The following is a 21525-nucleotide window of genomic DNA, read 5'->3' as shown; positions in this document are numbered from 1 at the left end:
AAGGTCGGTTTCGCCACTCCCATGGGCATGACCGTCCGCTACGATGCTTCCACCAAGTCCGTCCAGGTCAACCAGTCCGCGGGCGGCTCCCTCTTCTTCAAGGGCATTCCGGGGAACGCGACGGCCAGCCGCGACGGGATCACGCGCCGGGGCATTGCCCTCGGACAGTTCCTCAAGGCGGACATGACCCCCTGTACGGACAATTCCCCGGCCTTCGTCAAAATCGTCCAGGGGGACGGTTCCTCCCAGACGCTTGACCTGGCCTCCGGGCAGCTCCACTCCATGACCACCAGGACCGGGGCCGTCATTCCGAAAAGCTCGTTTGACTCCCAGGTGGAAGTCACCAGGAACTCCCTGGGGGACATCGAACGCATCGCCAGCTCCAGGGACGGCGTGCTGGAATTTGCACGCACGCCCAACAAGCTGACCATCTCCCAGTTCCCCCCGGCACGGCTCGCCAGGAACGCCCGCGGGGAAACCCTCCCCCAGGGCACTCCCGTCAAGGTCTACACCTATGAATGGAACCCCTCCGTCAGGACGATGAACATCACCACCCAGGAGGCCGGGCACGAAGCCCTCGTCAAGGAACGCCGCATCGAGGGGAACAAGACCATCATCACCGAAGGCTCGGGGGACGAGCGCATCGTCACCACCTATGAGCGCAACATGCTTCCCGGAGACAAGTGGGAGGAAATCAAGACCGTCCAAGGATTCCGGGAAACGGCCCCCTCCTTCTGCGAGCGCGTCGTGAAGAAATACACGGACGGCGGATGGCTCGTCCTGAGCCGCACGGAGGGCTACGGCACCGCGCTGGCCCGCACCACGTCCTACACCTATAACAGCCAGTTCCGCGTCTCCGTCAAGGCCCTGCCGGACGGCGGCTACACCCGTTACGAGTACGACTCCCAGGGGCGCGTCACCATGGAAGCCTCCCCCTGGACGGACGGGGACTACGAATACGTCGTGCGCACCACCTACGCCGACCTGCGCTTCAACGACTGCCGCCCGGCCACCAGGCAGGTCTCCCTGGAACACGTTTCCACCGGGCAGGAGACCGTACTCAAGACGACCACCTTCACCTACGAGGACTCCCCCCTCCTCAACCGCATCACGACCAGCATCCTCGCAGCCGGGGAAACCGTGCCCCTCGTCAAAATCCGGGAACTCTACGGGGAACAGGCCTCCAATGAATACTCCCGGGGGCGCACCCGGATAAAACAGGGATTCAACGGCGTCCAGAAGGTCGCTGTCTATGAAGACACAACCTCGTACGGCGCCCGGTGGAAGGTTACGACGGAAACCCGCGTCAACGGCGCCGTCATGCCGGGCCGCAGCGAACGCACAATCCAGTACATCGCGGAGGATGAAACCCTCCTGCGCAATGAGAAATACGTCCACACCGGCCAGGGATGGAGCCTCGTCTCATCCGCCGGTTACGAGTACGACGGGGAAAAACGCCTGATCAAGACCACCCGCGGCAATGGCCGCGTCAGCACGGCGGAATGGGGATGCTGCGGCCCTCTGCGCCGCGTGGACGAGGATGGCGTGATTCTCTCCTACGGCTACAACTCCGCCCGCCAGCTTGTGGAAATCATCCGCTCCGCCACGGCGACGACTCCGGAATCCATCACCACCTACACGCGGGACTCCTTCGGCCGCGCCCTCTCCATCCGGGAAGACATCGGCGCCATGAGCCGCACGACCGCCAGGACCTACGACATTCTCGGACGCCTGACCTCGGAGACGGACGCCCGGGGCCTCACCACCGCGTACAGCTACCAGAACAAGGGGCTGCGCAAAATCGTCACCCTCCCCGCGGGCGCCCAGGAAACGACCGACTACAACAAGGACTCCTCCCTGCACGCCCTGGCTGCCGCCGGGAAGCGTCCCGTCTCCTACTCCTATGCCGCCGAGGAGGCCTTCTGTACGACCATCCGCAGCTATTCCTCCTCCCAGGTTCCCGGCAGCGAGGAGACCGACTGGCTCGGCAGAAAACGCCGTGAATACCTCGCCCCCGTCGATTCCTCCCTCGCCATGCAGCTCGTCGCGGAGAAGAGCTACAACGCGAAAAACCAGCTCGTCTCGGAGAGCAGGCTCGGCGTCCCCTTCCTCTACGAATACGACGCCATGGGCAAACTCTCCCGCAAGCTCATGCCTCTTTCTCCCGAGCCCACCCCGCAGAATTCCCGCATCGTGGAATACGTCCGCACCTATGAAGAGCGTGCCGACGGGGTGTACTCCGTTGTGACCGCCACCTCGTATGACGCCTCCGGCCAGCCCCTCTCCCGGTCGCGGGCGCAACTGGTTTCGGAACTCAGCCCCACGCTGGAAAGCAAGACCGTCTCGACGGATCTGTACGGCAACGTCATCATCGAGTGGACGCAATACGACGGCGACGGAAAGCGCACGTGGCTGCGCACCATCCCCACCTCCTCCGTCACGGCGGAAATCCGCCTGGAGGACGGCTTCGCCACCTACCGCAAGGACCACTCCGGAACCGTGACGACCGCCTCGCGCTCCTTCACCTCTGCCGGTACGACGGTGACGGAGACGGATGGCCGCGGCATTGCCGTCACCGTCAAGCGCGATCCCGCCGGGCGCGTCGTCCTCGTCAGGGACGGCGCCGGGAAGGAAACCGCCACGGCCTATGACCCCGTCACGGGCCTGCCCTCCCTCGTCACCAACGCCCTGGGCTTCACCACCTGCTATAAGTACGACTCCTGCGCCCGCCTCACCGCCGTATACGGCACCGGGGTCCAGCCCGTCTGCTGCGGGTATGACGCCAACGGCAACCTCTCCTCGCTGACGACCTTCCGCGTACCTTCCGGCTCCATCGTCACGGACCCCACCGGGCGCACCGACGGGGACACGACCACCTGGGTATACGCCTGGCAGGGGGACCTCCCCATCCAAAAAAACTACCCGGACGCCACTTCCGAGCACATGGCCTACGGCGCCATGAACCGTTTGATCTCCACCACCAATGTCCGGGGGGCAACCTCCTCCCGCACCTACAACCCCCTGACCGGGGAACTCCTCTCCATCGTCTCTTCGGACGCCGCCACGCCTTCCGTCACCTACTCGTACAACCACCTCGGCTGGATCACGGGCGTGACGGACGGCTCCGGAACCCGCACCGTGGAGTATAACCACTACGGGGACATCACCGGGGAGACCTTCGCGTCGAATGCTTCCGACTACAGCCTCCTCAACAGCTACGACGCCCACGGGCGGCTGGATGAATACGGCCTCTCGTCGGCCACCTCCAGCCTGTTCTCCACGGCCATCGGCTACGCGGCGGACGGCAGGATCGGCACGGCAGTCCTCACCTCCGGCACCCTGGAGCAGAGCTTCGCCTTCGATTACCTGCCCGGCTCCGAATTCATCCGGAGCATATCGCTCCCCGGAAGCCTCCTGGACGAGCGTTCCTACGAGCCGGACCGCGACTTGCTCGCATCCGCCCGGATCAGGAAATCCTCTTCCTCCTCCCCCTTGGCGGAGCGTTCCTACTCCTATGACGATCTCTCCCGCCTCACCGCCCGTTCGCAGAAGCGCGGCTCCGGTGCGGCGGCGTCCCATTCCTTCTCCTACAATGGCCGCGGCGAACTCACCGGGGCCACCCTGGGGACGGACGCCTACCAGTACGCCTACGACAACATCGGCAACCGGCAGACGGCCACGGAGACGGGAACCTCCACGGCCTACACGGCCAACTCCCTGGACCAGTACACCCTGCTTGAGAAGACGGCGGAAAGCTTCACCCCGGCCTACGATGCGGACGGCAACCAGACGAAAATTCTGACTCCCACCGGTATCTGGAACGTCCTCTACGACGCGTGGAACCGTCCCGTCCGCTTCACGTCGTCGGACGGTGCCACCGTCGTCGAATGCGGCTACGACGCCGAAGGGCGCCGCCATTCCAAAAAAGTGACGCTCCAAGGCTCCGTCATCATCCTGCATGAACGCTACCTCTACCGCGGGTACGTGCAGGTGGCCTCCCTGAACCTCCAGAACGGCAGTTCCGTGAATCACGCCCTCCTGTGGGACCCGACCGCCCCCCGGGCGGCGCGTCCCCTCGCGCTGGTGAAAAACCACCAGGCCTACCTCTTCGGGCATGACCAGAACAAGAACGTCACGGAAGTGTTCGACATCACCGGGCGGCTCGTCGGCCAGTACGACTACTCCCCCTTCGGGAAAAAGGCCTTCTCCGGCACAGTCGCCAGCCCCGTGCAATGGGGCAGTGAAGTCTGTGACGAAGAGACGGGCCTCGTCTATTACAACTACCGCTACTATAACCCGCAGGACGGCAGGTGGGTGAGCCGCGATCCCCTCGGGGAGGAAGGCGGCCTCAACCTCTACGCCTTCGCCGGGAACCGCATGGTGTCGGACTGGATGGGCCTGGAAGAAGAATCGGGCAGTGGTTCTACCCCCGTTCCCGGAGATCCCGGCACGCCCGCGCCGACAAACGGCCAGACCTGCCCGAATCCTCAACCCGAACCCGAAGAACCAAATGCGGAAAACGAGGATGATGATGAAGATGAAACTGATGATCCGACTACCCCGGAAGACGGTTCAGAAGAAGAGGAAGATGATACAGGAAAGGAAACACCCGAGGAAAAACAAGAACGGGAAAAACGAGAAAAGGAAGAAAAAGAAAAAGCAAAGAAGGAAAAAGAAAAAGCCGAAAAGGAAGCTCGTGATAGGTTTAAACGGGAACAGGAAGTAATAGAGAGAATGAAACAGATTGCTGAAACTTTCAAAGCCTCAAAAGACAAAGATATTAAAGGGAAAATAAAGCTAAAGGTTGATGCAAAAGATGGTAAAACGTCCGGAGAAGCAGAAATTTCTCAGGAAGGTTCTTGGGAACTAAAAGCAGGAGGAAGTGAAAAGGGATTCCATGTTGAAGGAAAAGCGAACTATGATATAGATGACCGAAATGTTTTGTTTGGAGGAGTTAAAGCAAATACAGATAAACGCAAGGAATTTTTATTTTTTATAGGAGGTTCTAGAACATGGTAAAATAATGTTTCTTTAAATTAAGGCAATGAAAAACGAATTACTAATGCGCGATCTTTTACATATTCCTAAAATATATTCTCTTTCTATAAAAATAGGGAATTTCATGATTGGAATCGGTCTGGTCTTTACGTTGCTAACCCCATCGTGGGCAGATGGTTCACAGGAGAACTCATTATCACCTAACCAGAGCCGCGAAGATACTAGTTTAGAGGATCTTATAGCGAAAGCAAAGGCAGGTGATGCCAGATCCCAAACAATATTGGCGACTCGGTATGGTCAGGGTGATGGTATTGAACAAGATTATGAAAAAGCGGCATTTTGGATTATGAAGGCAGCGGAACAGGGAGAGGCGGAAGCGCAATATTCCTTAGGTAATTGTTACTTTGATGGAAAAGGTGTTCCTTTGGATATAGGAAAAGCATATGAATGGACAAAAAAATCTGCTCTCCAGGGGTATGCACCAGGACAATACAATTTAGGGTACTATTATCTTGAACGAAAAGAATCTCCAGGGAATGCAGAAAAAGCGGTGGAATGGCTCACAAAATCTGCAAAACAAGGTTTCCGAAATGCACAATTTGTTCTCGGGGGTATGTATGAATTTGGCATGATTGTTCCTAAAGACATGAAAAAGGCGGTAAAATTGTATGAGAAAGCAGCAGAACAAAATTTTGCACGGGCTCAAGTATTCTTGGGAGATTGTTATCTCTATGGAAACGGTGTCCAACAAGATCATGAAAAAGCAGTAAAATGGTACATGAAAGCCATGGAACAAGGTGATGACATGGCAATGTTGAATCTTGCCTATTGTATTGCTGAAGGCAAAGGCATTCCACAGGACTATGATCTCGCAGTTCAAACATTAAAATTATCTGCCGAAAGAGGTAATTTGGAGGCTCGTTCTTTTCTCGGCAACTGTTATGCAAACGGAATAGGAGTCGTTAAGGATGAAAAAAAAGCATTGGAATTGTGGAAAGAAACTGCGGAACAAGGCTGTAACAATTCCTTGTTCCGCTTGGGGTGTCTATACTATGAAGGGAAAGGTGTTCCACATAACCCTGCCAAAGCAATAGAATTATGGGTACAAGCAGCAAGGCATGAAAATCCTTTTGCTCAAATTAAATTGGGAATCTTTTTTTTAGATGGCAAAGAACTTCCAGTCAAGCTGAAGGAAATCATGCAATGGCTTGAAAAATCAGCAGCAGAAGGTAATGGGAATGCAGAAGAAGTGTATTCCTGGTTGAAATCACAGTGTATCTTTTAGTTTTTTAATTAATTGAGCAACAAATAAATTTACAAAATGTCATAAAAAAAATGAATTTAAAATCAATTTTGCATTTGCCTCTGGATATAATCCAAGGCAAATCGTTATGGAAAATTCGGTGGTGTTGGATTGAGCAAAAACTTTTTTTGATACTTACCTCGTCGATATTTCTTCAAATGCCCGCTGCATTGGCCCAGCAACAGGAAATTCCTGAAAAAAAACTTGTTATGCGAGAAATTGTTACGCAAGAATCTCCGTTTGGTACATATGGCAGTTTTGAGAAGCTCTTACGGGCTGCTGAAGAGGGCAATGCGGATGCGCAGGTTCAAGTGAGTATCTGCTATGGGAAAGGTAACGGCGTCACTCGGGATTACGGGAAAGCGTTTACCTGGGCGATGAAATCTGCTGAACAAGGGAATGCCAAGGGAGCATCTATTGTTGCTAGTTGTTACCTGCAAGGGAAAGGAACCAGAAAAGACATGCCCCTGGCAGTAGAATGGCTTCAAAAAGCTGCCAGACAGGGGAATGCTGAAGCGCAAAATAATTTGGGAGCAATATATGATTACGGAGTTGAAGGAGTTCCCCAAGACGAGAAGAAAGCTTTTTTCTGGTTTGAAAAATCAGCAAATCAAGACGATCCGGATGCTCAATATAATCTGGGCTTAATGTATTATTTGGGAGCCGAAGGGGTTCCCCAAGACGAGAAGAAAGCTTTTTCCTGGTTTGAAAAATCAGCAAACCAAGGAAACCGAAATGCTCAATATTATATGGCAGCATGTTATTCATTGGGGAAAGGTGTAAAAAAAGACATCTCTCAGGAATTTTATTGGTTGAAAAAATCAGCGGAACAAGGCCATCCGGATGCTCAAGATGATTTGGGTGCTTTATACGGCAGGGATAAAGATGTACAGAAAGTTCTGAATCAATCGTCGACACTGGTATTTGAAAAAACAAAAGACCAGATACAAGAGCTTGTCCAAAAAGAATATTCGCAAATAGATCCTGAAGCACAGAATAAGATTGAGAAAATGGTCTATTGGTCTAACAAAGCAGCGGAACAGGGGATTGCTCGTGCCCAGAGCAATATGGGAATATTCTATATTCTGGGATTGGGAGGATTGCGCATGGACACAACTAAAGCACTAGAATGGTGGAAAAAAGCGGCAGAACAAGGAGATGCAGAAGCTCAATATTCATTGGGAGGCTGTTATTCCGGGCAAACACTATATTTTAAAGATATTCCGAAGGATATCCAGGAATCACGGAAATGGCTTCAAAAAGCGGCGGAGCAGGGACACGAAAGAGCCAAGAAATTCTTGGAACGCCTTAATCAGGAAAAAGATTTTCCCTGATTTCTACTTTAGTATGGGGGTAAATCTTAATGGGTACGCAAGCAGGAAGAAATATTGGTGATGCAATAACTAAATGCTTTTGATGAAACTATGAAACAAACATTTCCAATTCATTTCGTTTCGATTATTTGCCTAGGGATCATGTCGATTTATTTCTCTCAAGCTGATAACAATTTCAAGATAAGAGCGTCCAGGGAAATCCTCAATGAACCTCTCTATTGGAATGAAAATCTTTTTCATCTACTTGAAGAATCGGCAGAGAGTGGAGATCCTGATGCTCAAGCGAATATTGGAGCTATTTACAGTGTTGGCAACAAGTTTGTCAAAAAGGATATGCAAAAAGCGCTTTATTGGCTCAAAAAAGCAGTGGAAAAGGATTCACCTCTAGCTTTATATAATCTCGGTATCCTGTATCAAAATCCAGAAAGTGGTTGTCAGGATTTTACCAAGGCAGTGGAACTATTTTCGAGAGCAATAGAAAAAGGCTACAAAGATGCTTATAGGGTTTTAGGCCTTTGTTATGAACTTGGCCAGGGTGTAGAACAAAATATTGTTAAAGCATTCGAATATTATACGCTTGCTGCTGAAAATGGAGATGCTCCTGCTACTGTCAAACTTGGTTGGATGTATGAGATGGGACAGGGAGTTCATAAAAATCCTCAAAAAGCAGTCGAACTATATACTCTGGCGGGGGAACGCGGGAATATTGCAGCAATAACTCGTCTTGCCATGTGCTATTATAACGGTATTGGAATGGAAAAGAACGAAGAAAAAGCATTCCATTTATTCCAGCAAGCAGGTAAATCAGGAGACAGAGAAGCACAAAACGCTTTAGGAATAATTTATGCAGAGGGCAGGTGTGGCATTTCTAAAAATACAGAAAAGTCCATTGAATGGTTTTTTCGAGCAGCAGAACAAGGTGATTTAGAAGCTCTAGGCTTTCTTGCCAGTTACTACGAAGAAGGGCAAGGAGTACCTCAAGATCCTAAAAAAGCATTAGAATTGTATGAGCAATCTGCTCAGTTAGGATATCCATACTCACAATGGAAACTTGGTCTCTATTATGAGACAGGGAAAAATGTTGATAAAAATTTAGAAGAAGCCCTGGAATGGTATCAAAAAGCAGCAGAACATAATTTTCCTCCTGCTCTTTATGATATAGGTCGTTTCTATTTTCAAGGAATAAATGTCCATAAGGATTTACTCCAAGCAAGACTTTGGTTTAGCAAAGCAGCCAATCAAAACAATGCGAATGCTCAATATCTTTTAGGACTTTGTTATATGAATGGTTGGGGAGGAGAAAAAAATGAAGAGCAAGGTAAAATTTTGTTGGAAAAGGCGGCTCGTCAGGGAAATGCAGAAGCAAAAGAAGTTTTAACAGAATTGAAATCGCATCATGAAAAAATGCCCGCTGCATTAGTCAAGCAACAGGAAACTCCTGAAAAAACAGCAAGTCCGCAGGAATCGCCGTTTGGGACATATGGTAGTTTTGAGAAGCTCTTACAGGCTGCTGAAGAGGGCAATGCGGATGCGCAGGTTCAAGTGAGTATCTGCTATGGGAAGGGTAACGGCGTCACTCAGGATTACGGGAAAGCGTTTACCTGGGCCATGAAATCTGCCAAACAGGGAAACGTTTTGAGTGCTACTACAGTAGCGGGTTGTTATTTCCAAGGGAAAGGTGTTGAACAAGACATTCCCCAAGCTATTGAATGGCTCACAAAAGCGGCCAACCAGGGAGATAGAGAAGCACAATGTTTTCTTGGTGTTTGTTATTTGATGGGAAAAGGTGTTGCCAAAAGCTCAGAGAAAGCTGTCTATTGGACTCAAAAAGCGGTTGACCGAGGAGATCCAGCGGCCCAACGTAATATGGGAATCTTTTATGCCATGGGGTTGGGAGGCTTGAAAAAAGATGTCAACAAGGCACTGGAATTATGGAAAAAAGCAGCGGAAGCTGGTGACAGTGAAGCACAATATGCTTTGGGATCGTGTTATGCTGGGGATGTAGAATATTATGATCCGGATAAAATTTATCAAAACATGCCGGAAGCAAAAAAATGGCTTCAAAAAGCGGCGGATCAGGGAAATGAAAAAGCTAAGGAAGCATTGGAACGCCTCTTCCACATAAAAGCTTCTTCCTGAGAAACCTATTTCCAATAGCCGGTCAATTCCGGAATGCCGCTGGTTATGTCGCTTCCCTTGTGGTTGGTCCGGGCAAATGGTTCCCGAACATGCTGATTCATTCAGTGCAAGCCCCCATTTCTCCTTGTTCAGCATGTGGGCTTGATGAAGCATATGGATTGGATTTCTCTGGGTAGCAATCTACTCGGGCAGCATGGCCCGGGTGTTTTTCCAGCAGCATTTGTCCTTGTAGGTCTGTTTTGAAGTCTTGCGAAGCGAACGATAACGCGAAGAAGATTCCTTCCACACTTGAACATGGCGTGAGGATCTGTATAATCGGCAAAGTTTTTGGTTTTCAGAGACAGCTACCGGATTGAATGAATAATGAATAATGAACCCGTAATACAGGACCCCGTTCTTCCACGGGCGACCATGGGCTCGCGTTTATTGTATTTGTGGCGCAACTACATACGGTTTCACAAATGGACGCTTTTTGCTTCTATTTTGGCAGGTGTCGTTTCGGCGGCGACGAGCGGATTCGGATATCCGTTCATGATCGACAAGGTTTTCCCCGTAGTGTTCGGGCATGCGCAACTTTCACCGGAAATACAGTCTATTCTTGTGGGAATATTCGGCGAGGCTAACCTGCACAGTGCCATGGTCTGGGTGGCGGCCTGTTTCTTGCCGCTGGTCGTTACGGTGAGTGGAATCGCCGGATTTTTCAATGCATATTGGTTGACTGCTGCCGGGTTGAGGGTGTTGGAACGTCTTCGTATTCAATTGTACACAAAGTTTCAAAACCTTTCCCTCTCCTACCATGAAAGGCACAAGAGCGGCGATTTGCTCAGCCGCCTGATGCACGACACGCAGTTTCTTCAGGAGGGGGTTCTCCAAGTGGCCAATGACTTGGTGCTCCAGCCGATGACGATGCTGGGCGCTTTAGGGTATCTTGTTTACAAAGCGAGCGAGAGCGAGCAGTTTTTTATCTTGCTGATCAATATGGTGCTGGTGGGGCTTTGTATCGTGCCCATTCAGAGAATCGGCAAAATCATGTTGAAACAGGCTCGCAAGGCCCAGGCCGGATTGGGAGACATTACGGCTTCTCTTCAGGAGAACCTTTCTTCCCAGCGTGATATCCGTGCCTACGCCATGGAGGAGGAACAGATTAAACACGTTCGTTTCCAGATTAGCAATTTCCTTAAAACCATGCTCAACGTGGTGAAATGGCAGAACGTGCTGCCGCCCATGGTGGAGATTTCCAGTGCGCTGGCTCTGGGATTCGCGTTGTATGTGGGCAATCAGAACGGGATGGCAGTCAAAGATTTCATGTCTTTGGCAACAGCCATGTATCTCTGCTATGAACCGGTCAAGAGGCTGGGGTCCGTCCATAACAGGCTGGCGATGAACATGGCGATCGTTGACCGCTTTAATGAGGTCATTTTCCAGCCTGACGATATGCCGGATCCGGAGCATCCTCATGAGATGACCCGCTGCCGGGGTGACATTGTGTTCGACCATGTCAAGTTCGCCTATGATGCCGACAAAATGGTGATGAACGACATCAATGTTCATATTCCTGCCGGTCAGGTGGTGGCCCTTGTCGGCCCCAGCGGCGCAGGAAAGACAACGTTTGCAAATCTGGTATGCCGTTTCTACGACGTGAATGAGGGTGCCGTGAAAATTGATGGTGAGGATGTCCGTAATTACAGGAAGAAGGATTTGATGAAGAACATCGCTCTCGTCTCTCAGTACCCTGTTTTGTTCAGCGGCACGGTGGCGGACAACATTCGCATCGGCAATCCGGAGGCAACGATGGAACAGATTGTCGCGGCGGGTAAAAGAGCTGCCGTTGATACCATTGTCGATGAAGATCCGAACGGATATGAAAGGCCGATCGGAGAATCCGGGGAAGGGCTTTCCGGTGGGCAGAAACAGCGAGTCTCTATTGCCCGTGCCTTTTTGAAGGATGCTCCCATCCTAATCCTTGATGAGGCGACGGCTTCGCTGGATATGCGGAGCGAATCAATGATCCAGGAGCAGTTGGAGTCACTTACCCAAGGCAGGACGACTTTGGTGATTGCTCACAGATTCAGTACGATCCGCCTTGCGGATCGCATCCTCGTTTTCGAGCAGGGCCGCATTATTGCGGACGGAACACATCTGGAGTTGTACGAAAATTCCGCACTCTACCGGGATTTGTACGATAAACAACTGATGAGATCGGGAGGTAAGGGAGTATGATGAAACAATTTTTCCGATTCCTGGTTTATTTGAAGCCTCTGTTGTTGCCTTTTATTCTGGCATTGTTGTCCGGCGTCGTCGCTTCCGCTGCGAGCGGATTCGGGATTCCGATGATGATCGACAAGGTGTTTCCTGTTGTATTCGACAACAGCAAGCTTCCCCCGTTTATCCAGGATATACTGGTCGAGATGGTAGCTCCGGACCGTCTGCATATGGTCGTGCTGATCACGGCGTGTCTGATATTGCCTTTGGTGATGACGATTCGCGGCGTGGCAACTTTTATCAACGGATATTTGACGGCATTCGTCGGGATGCGAGTTCTCGAAGAAATTCGAATGAAAGCATTTTCTCATTTGCAGATGCTTCCATTGTCTTTCCATGAGAGCCAGAAGAAGGGCGACTTGATCAGCCGCCTGCTGACGGATACTCAGAACGTGCAAGCCGGGATTACTCAGGTGTCCAACGATTTGATCAAGCAGCCGATGACTCTGGTGAGCGCATTATGCTTCCTGGGGTACCAGGCTGCCAAGACATCCCAGACTTCCGTTTTATTGAGTAATTTGTTCTTCGTCTCTTTGTCCATCTGGCCGATTTACTTCTTTGGCAAGAGGATGGTGGAGAAGGCGCGTAGGGCACAGAAGGAATTGGGCGACATTATGGCCGTGGCCCAGGAAAATCTGTGCTCCCAGAGGGAAGTCCGCTCCTATGGCATGCAGGGCCAGCAGGTAGCTATCTTCCGGCAACTGACGGAGCGTTTCATCCGCATCCAGATGAAGGCCGTCAAGTATAAGCAGTTTCTTGTGCCTGTGCTGGAAGGTGTCTGTGCCCTCGGATTGGGGTATCTTTTGGTGCGCTGTAATTCCGTCGGGATGAAAGAGTCTGATTTCATGTCTTTTGCGACGGCTTTGTTCATGTGCTATGACCCGATCAAAAGGCTTGGCATGACCTACAACCGGCTCAAGCAGGCCCAGGCTTCCCTGGAGAGGTTGAATTTCATTCTGGATCAGCCCGACAATATGCCGGATCCGGAGAATCCTGTGCCGCTGGGAAAAGTCAAAGGGAATGTCAGTTTCCGCGACGTATCCTTCTCTTACGATGGAAAGCACAAGGTTCTGGAACACATCAATGTAGATGTTCCGGCCGGACAGGTTGTGGCGCTTGTCGGCCCAAGTGGGGCGGGCAAGACGACGTTTGCCAGCTTGATCCCGCGTTTCTATGAAGTTTCGTCCGGTAGCGTGCATATGGACGGAGTCGATCTCCGGGATGCGACGAAGGCGGACGTCAGAAGCAATATTTCGCTGGTATCGCAGAGCCCGTTCATTTTCCGCAATTCCATCATAGAGAATATCCGCCTTGGTAAACCCGGCGCTTCCGATGAAGAGGTGATCGAGTCGGCGAAGAAAGCCTCCGTACATGATTTTGCCCAGCAGAAAGAGCAGGGATATTATACGATGCTGGCCGACTACGGCGACGGACTTTCCGGAGGGCAGAAGCAGCGCGTGGCCATTGCCCGAGCCTTTTTGAAAGATGCCCCCATTCTGATTCTGGATGAAGCGACGGCTTCTCTGGACTCGGAAAGCGAGAATAAGATTCAGGAAGAACTCGATAAACTTGTCGTGGGCCGTACGACCTTTATCGTGGCCCACCGCTTTAGTTCCATTCGTATTGCCCAGCGTATTCTCGTGTTTGAGAGCGGACGCATTATTGCGGATGGAACGCACGATGACTTATACGTTTCCTGTCCGTTGTACAAGGAACTTTACGATAAACAATCCATATAAATTGATTATTTCCCCGTTTTTGAATAGTTTTAACTGCATACCCCAACGAGTTAGGTTTTTATGAAAAAGATTTTTGTATCCGGATGCTACGATATTCTTCATGCTGGTCATATCCAGTTTTTTGAAGAAGCACGGTGCCTTGGAGATCAATTGATTGTATCATTTGCGTCGTCGGAAGTCCTATGGATCCACAAGCATCGCAAGGCTTCCATTCCCGATGAACATAAGAAGGCTTTGCTGGAAAGCTTAAGGATGGTGGATAAGGTGGTCGTTGGCAAGAGCCTGAAGAAAGGCCTTGATTTTGAAGATGACTTCCTGGCTGAAAAACCCGATATCCTTGCCGTGACCGAAGATGACCAGTACGGAGACTTGAAGCGTGAACTCTGTAACCGCATCGGAGCTCAATATGTCATTTTGTCCAAGACTCCTCCGCGTTTCCAGCCGGTTTCTACCAGTATGCTGGTGAATCGGATTAAGGCTCCTAATGAAGTTCCCCTGCGTGTAGACTTCGCCGGCGGATGGCTGGATGTACCCCGTTATGCCAGGGCGGGGGCTTTTGTCGTCAATTGTGCGGTGACGCCAATGGTGTCCCTGATGGAATGGACGTACGAGAAGTGTGCCGGCATGGGAGGCAGTGGAGCATGGGCCATGCTTGAAGGCAGAGATCCCGTCCAGTCGGAGCTGGCTCTCGGAGTGGGGTGGCAGGATCCTGCCGTTATTTCCGAAACCGGCCTGTGTGTCTGGCGTTCTGGAGACAGACCAATTCTCGACATCAAGAGTACGGGTGACTTCCTGAATGGGCGCATGGCTATTTATTATACCAATTCCCAGCATAATACGCCGTCGATGGCCGATTGTACCCGCGATTATGAACGTATTGCCCAGTCTTCCCTTATTGCCAGGGCCGGAGTGATTGAACACAATATCGCTACGTTGGCGGCCGGTGTTTGCCTTTATCATAGCGTTCAGCTTGACGAAGGGATGGCGCGCCTGCCTGATATAGAAGGCTCGATCGCCCGGAAGTACTGCGGAGGCGGGTTCGGAGGATATGCCCTGTATTTGTTCCAGAAGCAGGAATTCCGGGACAAAGCTTTGGCGGATGTTCCCGGCATGCGGGCGGTAGAGCCGTTTTGCAGGAAGCTTTTTTAATCAATCATGTTGTTTCCCGGAAGATTGACAGTAACCCCTCTCATGGATATGGAAAAAGAAAAGATACTCATTATCAAGCATGGTGCTTTGGGGGATTTTGTCCTGTCTGTCGGGACGATGTGCCACATTCGGGAAATGCATCCGGAGGCGAGTTTGTCTTTGATGACCATGTCTCCTTTCGTCGCTATGGCTCGTCAAATGAACATGTTCGACGAGTATATTATCGATAATAGGCCATCTGCCTGGAATCTGCCGTACATGTTCAAGGTTTTGGCGAAGATCGCCCGGGGTAAATTTTCTCATATTTACGATTTGCAGGCATCCAGCCGTACCCGGTACAGGTATTATCCTCTGCTTCGGTGGATGATGCCACGGTCGTTTGTGTGGGTAAACTACAGGAAAGGCGTTGAATACAAGATTGAGAAAAAATGCCCCGTCGGCATTGGTGCTCAACATCGGAATGGTATTCATGCTCCTTTCAAGATAAGTGACTTAACGTTTCTGAAGGGGGAGGGGAAGCACTTCGACGCATTGCCGGAACGGTACGTATTATTGATTCCCGGGTGTTCTCCCAATCATCCTTACAAACGCTGGCCGATTGAGAATTTTCAGGAACTGGTTTGCCGTCTGGCGGACCGGGGTATTCATTCCGTGGTGATCGGAACCGACATTGAAGCGGAAGAGGTCAATGCTATTGCGGGGGCTTCTCCCATGGCTGTGAATATGTTGAACAAGACGTCCCTGCTGGACGTACCGCAATTGGCGATGAGGGCGATTGCCTGCGTCGGCAATGATACGGGACCCTCCCATATGGCTTCCCTGTCCGGGTGCTTTGCCATTGCCCTGTACGATAACAGAACCAAGCAAGGGGCTTTGCGAGGGGCGAATTCCGTCAATCTCATTTCACCGGATCTGATCACTAAAATTACGGTGGATCAAGTTTGGGAAACTCTTCTTCCCAAACTGGATGAAGGCCTGCAAGAGGCATAGTTGATTGTCCGCAGAAGCAGGCCCTCCGGGTATTATTGCCGGGACTGGATGATGCTGAGCAACTCGTCAGGACTTGCGACAATGGCATCGGCTCGCGTAGGGACTGTTTTGTCCCGGGAGAGAAGGCAATTGAACCCGATTCCGGCGCGGATACCGGCTTCAATATCGCGTTCCTTGTCTCCAAGGCTGAGAGAGGATGCCATATCGATCCCGTATTGAGAGGCAGCTTTCAGGAACATGCCCGGTTCCGGTTTTCTGTCCTCATGCCGTTGGAGGTGTGGGCAGTGGAAGATGTCCAGGATGGTGATACCGTGTCGTCCGAACTGGCTTTTCATATACAGGGTAAGGGTCTGGAAATCTTCCTCGGTGTAATATCCGCGCGCAATTCCCGACTGATTGGTTGCGATAACAAGGTCATAGCCTAGTGATTGCGCTCCACGGCAGAGTTCGAGAATACCCGGGACGAATTCGAAATCGGCGGGTTTGTAGAGGTAGTTTTTTTCCACATTGACCGTCCCGTCGCGGTCCAGGAAAAGCGCTTTACGCATGACCGTAGATTCCCTGTTCCACCAATCCACAGATGAGGTGTCCTACGGCGATGTGCATTTCCTGGATATGATTGGTGGCATCCGAAGGCACATTGATGCAGAAATCGGCCAGCTCTTTCATTTTTCCTCCGCCCTGTCCGGTGAGAGCAATGGTGGAGATACCCATGTCGCGGGCGATCAGGAAAGCCTGGACGACATTTTCGCTGTTGCCGCTTGTCGATAGGCCGACCAGGACATCACCTTCTTGTCCCAGGCCTTCGACTTGTCTGCGGAAGATGGTATCGTAGCCGTAGTCGTTGCCGACTGCCGTCAGGATGGAAGTGTCCACCGTGAGGGCAATAGCATTCATGGCTTTGCGGTTCAATTTGTAACGGCCGATGAGTTCGGCGGCAAGATGCTGAGAGTCGGCAGCCGATCCCCCGTTGCCGCAGAACATGATTTTGCGGTTGTTCTCCAATGCCCGTCGGCAATGGAGGGCAGCATCGGCAATGATGCCCGAATACGAGGCCAGGAGTTTGAAATGTTCGGCAATTTCTAATAGTTCCGCATGGATAAAGTCTTTCATAGAGGTCAACAGGATGGATCGTTCATTTTGGAAATAATCCCGGTACTTGAAAACCCTTCGATTCGAGGAAGTTCCAGGGCTTTGCCTCCGTACGAAACCACATATCTGCCTTCCGGCCAGCGATCCAGGGGGTACCCTTCTTTGGCGATGACATCGGGCTGCAATTGTTTGAGGAGGGGCAGGGCGGTATCATCGTTGAAAATGACGACGTAATCGACCGATTTGAGAGCAAGCAGCAAAGCAGCTCTCGATTTCTCGTTATTGATAGGCCGAGTATTCCCCTTGAGTCGTTTGACGGAGGCATCGCTATTCAGTCCTACGAACAGGACATCGCAGGACTCCCGTGCCTTGTCGAAGGAATGCAAGTGACCGGGATGCAGAATGTCGAAGCATCCATTGGTAAAACCGACGACTTTGCCTTGTTCCTGAAGTGATTTCGTGAGTTTGACCGCTTCCCGAACCGTGAGCAGGCGGGAGGAGGTTGTTGTGGAAAGCTGGGTTTTGAGTTCGTTTCCGGTGACGCAGGCTGTCCCGAATTTTCCGACAACGATTCCGGAAGCGACATTAGCCAGTTTCATGGCGTCTTTCATGGAGGTACCGGAAGCCATGGCGGCTCCCAGCACGGCAAGGGAAGTATCTCCTGCCCCGGAAACATCGAAGACTTCCCGGGCTTCCGTGGCGAGACGGATAGGTTTCGTCCGCTTGGTGCCGGGGATGAAAATCATGCCGTATTCGCTGAGGGTGACAAGCAGGTTGCCGATGTCGTACTTGCGGCAGAGGGCCTGACCGCAGGTAACGGCTTGTTCCTCGAAATCCGGATCGGAAGGGTGGAGTTCTTTACCGGCTGCTGCGATGAATTCCTTGAGGTTGGGTTTAACCAGCGCGGCTCCCCGGTAACAGGAATAGTCGATGCGCTTAGGATCAACAATAACATTTTTCTTTAATGCCCGGCATCTTTGGATGAGGGCCGGGGTGATTCTGTTGTCGAAAAAACCTTTGCCATAATCCGAGAGGAGAACGATATCCATATCCGGCAGACACTGGTCGACAAGATTCAACAATTGCTCCGAGAGCTCGCTGTCCAGATGGAGCATTTCTTCCTTGTCTACGCGCAACAGGTGATGGTTACCGGCAACATAGCGCGTTTTGACCGATGTTGTGTACCCCTTTTTTTCCAGAAGAAGCCTCGTATCCGCCCCCAGATTGTCAAGATAACTGCGCAAAGACTGTCCATTGGCGTCCTCTCCGACGATTCCAGCCATAAATGTCTGACAACCGAGGGCTCTCAGGTTGGCGACAACATTGCCGGCTCCCCCCAGCATGTTTTTTTCTCTGCTTTCCAGCAACACGGGAACAGGAGCTTCGGGTGAGACACGGTTGACACTGCCGTAGATGAAAATATCGAGCATTAAATCTCCGATGCAGAGTATTTTTGCTTTGGAAAAATGGTCGATATATCGGCTGAGGCTGGACATTGCTACATGGAACTGTTCAGTGCATTATCATGGTTCCTGCACCAGGAGGCAAGAGTAATCCGTCGTATCCGTCAGAGTCTTTGCGTTCTCTATCCGATTACGGGGGAAATGAGAAAATTGATGTTTAGAATGATCGTTTTGGGTGGATAGAAGGTCAAAAGAATCAGGTCACAACGATTTACCTACCGGAATTTTCATGGATACAGAACCTGTTAAGAAGTATTTTTCACTGTGGGAAGTAGCCTCTCTCGGCATTGGCTCCATGATCGGAGCCGGGATTTTCGCTCTGATGGGCCAGACGGTTCTGGCTGCCGGGAAGGGTGTTTTTGCCTCCTTCCTGATTGGCGGGGTGGTTGCCCTGCTTTCCGGTTATTCCTATGCGAAACTAGGATCCCGATATCCGGATTCGGGGGGGATTATGGACTATTTCAACAAGGCTTTCCCCTGTAAATTATTTTCGGGGACATTGTCGATCGTGTATCTTCTGACCCTGGCTATTACGATTGCCCTGGTGGGGAAATCCTTTGGAGCCTACGCAAGCAATTTACTGGGGTGGGAAGGGTATTGGGGGATGATGGCGACGGCTATTTTTTCATCCTTGGTGATTTTGACGTTCGGGTATGTCAACATGCGGGGCGCCGGAAGCGTCGGGAAAACGGAGATTTTGTTTGTCAGCTTTAAGCTATTGATTCTGGCTGTATTGATTGTTGCAGGATTGAGCAATCTGTCACCCTCTGCCGTACCCTCACTGAAGGAAACGGATCCCCTGACAGTATTCGGGAGTGTTGGCCTGTCGTTTTTGGCGTATGCCGGCTATGGAATGATGGCGAATACGGCAGGAAATCTCAGAGATCCAGCCAAGACTTTGCCTCGGGCCATTTTCTTGGCGATCGGGCTGGTACTGGTTCTTTATGTGATCCTTTCCTATGTGGTTGTGGAAAATATATCTCCAGAAGCTTTGGCCCTTCACGCCGATACGGCGATGGCGCAGGTTGCCAGGCCTTTACTGGGAATATGGGGCGGCGCAGCAGTATCGATTGCCGCCTTGATTGCTTCTGCATCAGCCATTAATGCAACATTTTTCAGCTTGTTGAACATATCGATCGGATTGTCGAAAAGCAAGCAGCTTCTACCCGCGTTCTCCATCCCTTTCTGGAGGAAGGGAACCAAAGGCTTTGCGTGGACGATCGGCGGTATTCTAGTTGTTACCAATTTATTCAATTTGCAAGCGATCGCCAACATTGCCAGTGCTACCTTCCTGGTCAGTTATCTCGCCGTGTTTGTGGCACACTGGAAACTGCGGCGTGAAACTTCTTCCTCTTCGTGGCCGATTGTCACCGGATTTATCCTGATGTTGGTTATTTTTTTGGCATTTCTGGGACACATTTACAGAACCCAGCCGGGAGCTCTGTGGATCATTGCCTCCTTCTTCCTTGTCAGTTTCCTTTTGGAACGGTGGGTGGGGAAGAGGATCGCCGGGAAGTAAGGGACGCTATACGCGGTTTTCTTTTTTCCTTATCGGTAAACTTGAAGAGGACCGCAAGGAGGCCCTCTTTCTGGTTTTGTGCGTGTTTGTAGCGGTATCAGATCAATTCGTTCAGGTCGTCTTTTGAGAAATGATGGATTTCATTTTCGCGGCCATGATGAATTTTCGCAGCCCATGCGGGATCCCCGATCAGGGCACGACCAACGGCAATCAGGTCGAATTCTTCTGCCCGCATGCGTTCGACGAGAGAGTCCAGTTGGTGAAGAGCGCTTCCCGCTTCCGGGCCATTGGTAAAAAGATGAGTGAAGTCTTCGCTTAATCCGACGGAGCCGACTGAAATGGTAGGTTTCCCGGTGAGCTTTTTCGTCCATCCTGCCAAATTGAGGGAGGAACCTTCAAATTCGGGTTCCCAGAAGCGTCGTGTGGAGCAATCGAAAATATCAACTCCGGCTTCCGTGAGAGGATGGAGGAAATCGGCCAATTCAGCGGGAGTCCTGGCTAGTTTGGCATCGTAATGGTTATTTTTCCATTGCGAAAAGCGGAAGATAATCGGGAAGCGACTCCCGACTTCGCGTCGGATGGCATGGATGATTTCGCAGGCAAAGCGAGTTCTCCCAACGAGATCTCCTCCGTAAATATCTGTTCTTCGATTGGTTTCTTCCCAGAAAAATTGGTCGATCAGATATCCGTGTGCTCCATGGATTTCAACACCATCGAAACCGAGCTTTTTCGCGCTGACTGCTGCACGTGTGAAGCTTTCAATAACTTCTTCGATCTTGGCGATGCTCATGGGATCGGCCGTTTGTTGGAGTGTTTCGACATCAATTCCCGAAGGGCCGATCGGAGGAAGCTCCGGATTGGGCAGACTGTCTCCTTGAAACGGACGAGTCATGCCGACGTGCCAGAGCTGGGGAACGATTTTGCAATCGGTCGTATGAACGGCTTGGACGACTTTTTTCCAGCCTCTTAAGGCATGTCCTCCAAAGAAATTGGGGTAGGAGGTACAAGGCGAAGCACTGGGCTCGTCGATGAATGTGCCTTCCGTAATAATGAGCCCGAGTTCCTGCCGGGCTCGGCGTTTGTAGTATTCGGCAATTTCATCTGTCGGGATGCCGCCGGGGGCATATCCTCTGGTCATGGGGGGCATGACGACACGGGAGGGAAGTGATAATTTCCGGGAATGAAAGGGACGGAATATCGTTTCAATGTCTCTTAGCCTGAGTTCTTCTCGATTGCTCATGGGATGAAAAATGGTTAACGCGTTTCAAGGTCTGACAGTTGCTGTCATAGGGGCGTTCAAGCATTTTCGCATTCTTCGGTCATGCCGAAATCCATGATGTTGACGATGTCCCTATTCAGTCTCTAAAACAACAGAGTCCGCCTTCCCCACGCGGGAAAGACGGACTCCTGTTTTCTTGTCTTCCGACTTCCTATCAGAAGTTGTACCGGTAACCCAGCGAGCCGCTCGCCCAGGTCGCTCCGCTGCGGAGTTCCGTGTTCGCCTCCGCAAAGATTGTGCCGTTCACTCCTACGGGAA

The 21525-nt window shown here is 51.3% G+C and carries 13 protein-coding genes; 9 read left to right on the top strand and 4 right to left on the bottom strand.

Features of this window, described 5'->3' with window-relative positions; translation table 11 throughout:
* The first annotated feature begins 27 nt into the window (after positions 1-27).
* From QET40_RS00340 to QET40_RS00305, 8 genes are all read left to right on the top strand, one after another.
* Positions 28-5019, top strand: a complete 4992-nt coding sequence (locus QET40_RS00340) for an RHS repeat-associated core domain-containing protein (RefSeq protein ID WP_280125178.1) — start codon at positions 28-30, stop codon at positions 5017-5019.
* 25 nt (positions 5020-5044) lie between these two features.
* On the top strand, positions 5045-6283 hold the full coding sequence (locus QET40_RS00335; protein ID WP_280125177.1) for an SEL1-like repeat protein: 1239 nt from the start codon (positions 5045-5047) through the stop codon (positions 6281-6283).
* A 50-nt stretch (positions 6284-6333) separates the two neighbouring features.
* The gene (locus QET40_RS00330) at positions 6334-7635 is read left to right on the top strand and encodes a hypothetical protein (protein ID WP_280125176.1); all 1302 of its coding nucleotides are present in this window, start codon (positions 6334-6336) and stop codon (positions 7633-7635) included.
* A gap of 90 nt (positions 7636-7725) precedes the next feature.
* Positions 7726-9774: an SEL1-like repeat protein gene (locus tag QET40_RS00325; RefSeq protein ID WP_280125175.1), complete on the top strand. Its 2049-nt coding sequence runs from the start codon at positions 7726-7728 to the stop codon at positions 9772-9774.
* 411 nt (positions 9775-10185) lie between these two features.
* A complete protein-coding gene (locus tag QET40_RS00320) occupies positions 10186-11994 on the top strand; it encodes an ABC transporter ATP-binding protein (protein ID WP_280125174.1) in 1809 nt (602 codons plus the stop codon).
* Entirely contained in the window at positions 11991-13775 is a 1785-nt protein-coding gene (locus tag QET40_RS00315; protein WP_280125173.1) for an ABC transporter ATP-binding protein, read from the top strand. Before QET40_RS00320 ends, QET40_RS00315 begins: the two co-directional genes overlap by 4 nt.
* 60 nt (positions 13776-13835) lie before the next feature.
* On the top strand, positions 13836-14924 hold the full coding sequence (locus QET40_RS00310; RefSeq protein WP_280125172.1) for an adenylyltransferase/cytidyltransferase family protein: 1089 nt from the start codon (positions 13836-13838) through the stop codon (positions 14922-14924).
* Between the two features lie 6 nt (positions 14925-14930).
* Entirely contained in the window at positions 14931-15914 is a 984-nt protein-coding gene (locus QET40_RS00305; RefSeq protein WP_280125171.1) for a glycosyltransferase family 9 protein, read from the top strand.
* A gap of 32 nt (positions 15915-15946) precedes the next feature.
* Here QET40_RS00305 and QET40_RS00300 read toward each other — a convergent pair whose 3' ends face one another.
* The 3 genes from QET40_RS00300 to rfaE1 are packed head-to-tail and all read right to left on the bottom strand — an operon-like array spanning position 15947 to position 18502.
* A complete protein-coding gene (locus tag QET40_RS00300) occupies positions 15947-16462 on the bottom strand; it encodes an HAD family hydrolase (protein WP_280125170.1) in 516 nt (171 codons plus the stop codon).
* Positions 16455-17027 carry a D-sedoheptulose 7-phosphate isomerase gene (gene gmhA / locus QET40_RS00295; RefSeq protein WP_280125169.1) on the bottom strand — a complete coding sequence of 191 codons (573 nt, stop codon included), beginning with the start codon at positions 17025-17027 and terminating at the stop codon, positions 16455-16457. The genes QET40_RS00300 and gmhA overlap by 8 nt, the downstream gene beginning before the upstream one ends.
* Positions 17028-17032: 5 nt before the next feature.
* Complete coding sequence (rfaE1, locus tag QET40_RS00290) at positions 17033-18502, bottom strand: D-glycero-beta-D-manno-heptose-7-phosphate kinase (protein WP_280125168.1); 1470 nt, start codon at positions 18500-18502, stop codon at positions 17033-17035.
* A 196-nt stretch (positions 18503-18698) separates the two neighbouring features.
* On the opposite strand from rfaE1, the gene QET40_RS00285 reads away from it, so the two are divergent.
* Positions 18699-19988, top strand: coding sequence for an APC family permease (locus QET40_RS00285; protein ID WP_280125167.1), 1290 nt, complete (start codon positions 18699-18701; stop codon positions 19986-19988).
* A gap of 97 nt (positions 19989-20085) precedes the next feature.
* On the opposite strand, the gene QET40_RS00280 is transcribed toward QET40_RS00285, so the two are convergent.
* On the bottom strand, positions 20086-21228 hold the full coding sequence (locus QET40_RS00280) for an NADH:flavin oxidoreductase (protein WP_280125166.1): 1143 nt from the start codon (positions 21226-21228) through the stop codon (positions 20086-20088).
* Positions 21229-21525: the final 297 nt, after the last annotated feature.

The organism is Akkermansia sp. N21169 (genome assembly GCF_029854675.1).
Lineage (GTDB): Bacteria > Verrucomicrobiota > Verrucomicrobiia > Verrucomicrobiales > Akkermansiaceae > Akkermansia.
Note: the sequence above shows the minus strand (reverse complement) of the source record. Positions and strands in the feature narration are given on the sequence as shown.

What these genes read in the sequence shown, in the direction of transcription:
- QET40_RS00335 (WP_280125177.1), top strand. Translation starts at nt 5,045, where the DNA reads ATGAAAAACGAATTACTAATGCGCGATCTTTTACATATTCCTAAAATA.
- QET40_RS00320 (WP_280125174.1), top strand. Translation starts at nt 10,186, where the DNA reads ATGGGCTCGCGTTTATTGTATTTGTGGCGCAACTACATACGGTTTCAC.
- gmhA (WP_280125169.1), bottom strand. Translation starts at nt 17,027, where the DNA reads ATGAAAGACTTTATCCATGCGGAACTATTAGAAATTGCCGAACATTTC.
- QET40_RS00285 (WP_280125167.1), top strand. Translation starts at nt 18,699, where the DNA reads ATGGATACAGAACCTGTTAAGAAGTATTTTTCACTGTGGGAAGTAGCC.
- QET40_RS00315 (WP_280125173.1), top strand. Translation starts at nt 11,991, where the DNA reads ATGATGAAACAATTTTTCCGATTCCTGGTTTATTTGAAGCCTCTGTTG.
- QET40_RS00305 (WP_280125171.1), top strand. Translation starts at nt 14,931, where the DNA reads ATGTTGTTTCCCGGAAGATTGACAGTAACCCCTCTCATGGATATGGAA.
- QET40_RS00300 (WP_280125170.1), bottom strand. Translation starts at nt 16,462, where the DNA reads ATGCGTAAAGCGCTTTTCCTGGACCGCGACGGGACGGTCAATGTGGAA.
- QET40_RS00310 (WP_280125172.1), top strand. Translation starts at nt 13,836, where the DNA reads ATGAAAAAGATTTTTGTATCCGGATGCTACGATATTCTTCATGCTGGT.
- QET40_RS00330 (WP_280125176.1), top strand. Translation starts at nt 6,334, where the DNA reads ATGAATTTAAAATCAATTTTGCATTTGCCTCTGGATATAATCCAAGGC.
- QET40_RS00340 (WP_280125178.1), top strand. Translation starts at nt 28, where the DNA reads ATGACCGTCCGCTACGATGCTTCCACCAAGTCCGTCCAGGTCAACCAG.
- QET40_RS00325 (WP_280125175.1), top strand. Translation starts at nt 7,726, where the DNA reads ATGAAACAAACATTTCCAATTCATTTCGTTTCGATTATTTGCCTAGGG.
- QET40_RS00280 (WP_280125166.1), bottom strand. Translation starts at nt 21,228, where the DNA reads ATGAGCAATCGAGAAGAACTCAGGCTAAGAGACATTGAAACGATATTC.
- rfaE1 (WP_280125168.1), bottom strand. Translation starts at nt 18,502, where the DNA reads ATGTCCAGCCTCAGCCGATATATCGACCATTTTTCCAAAGCAAAAATA.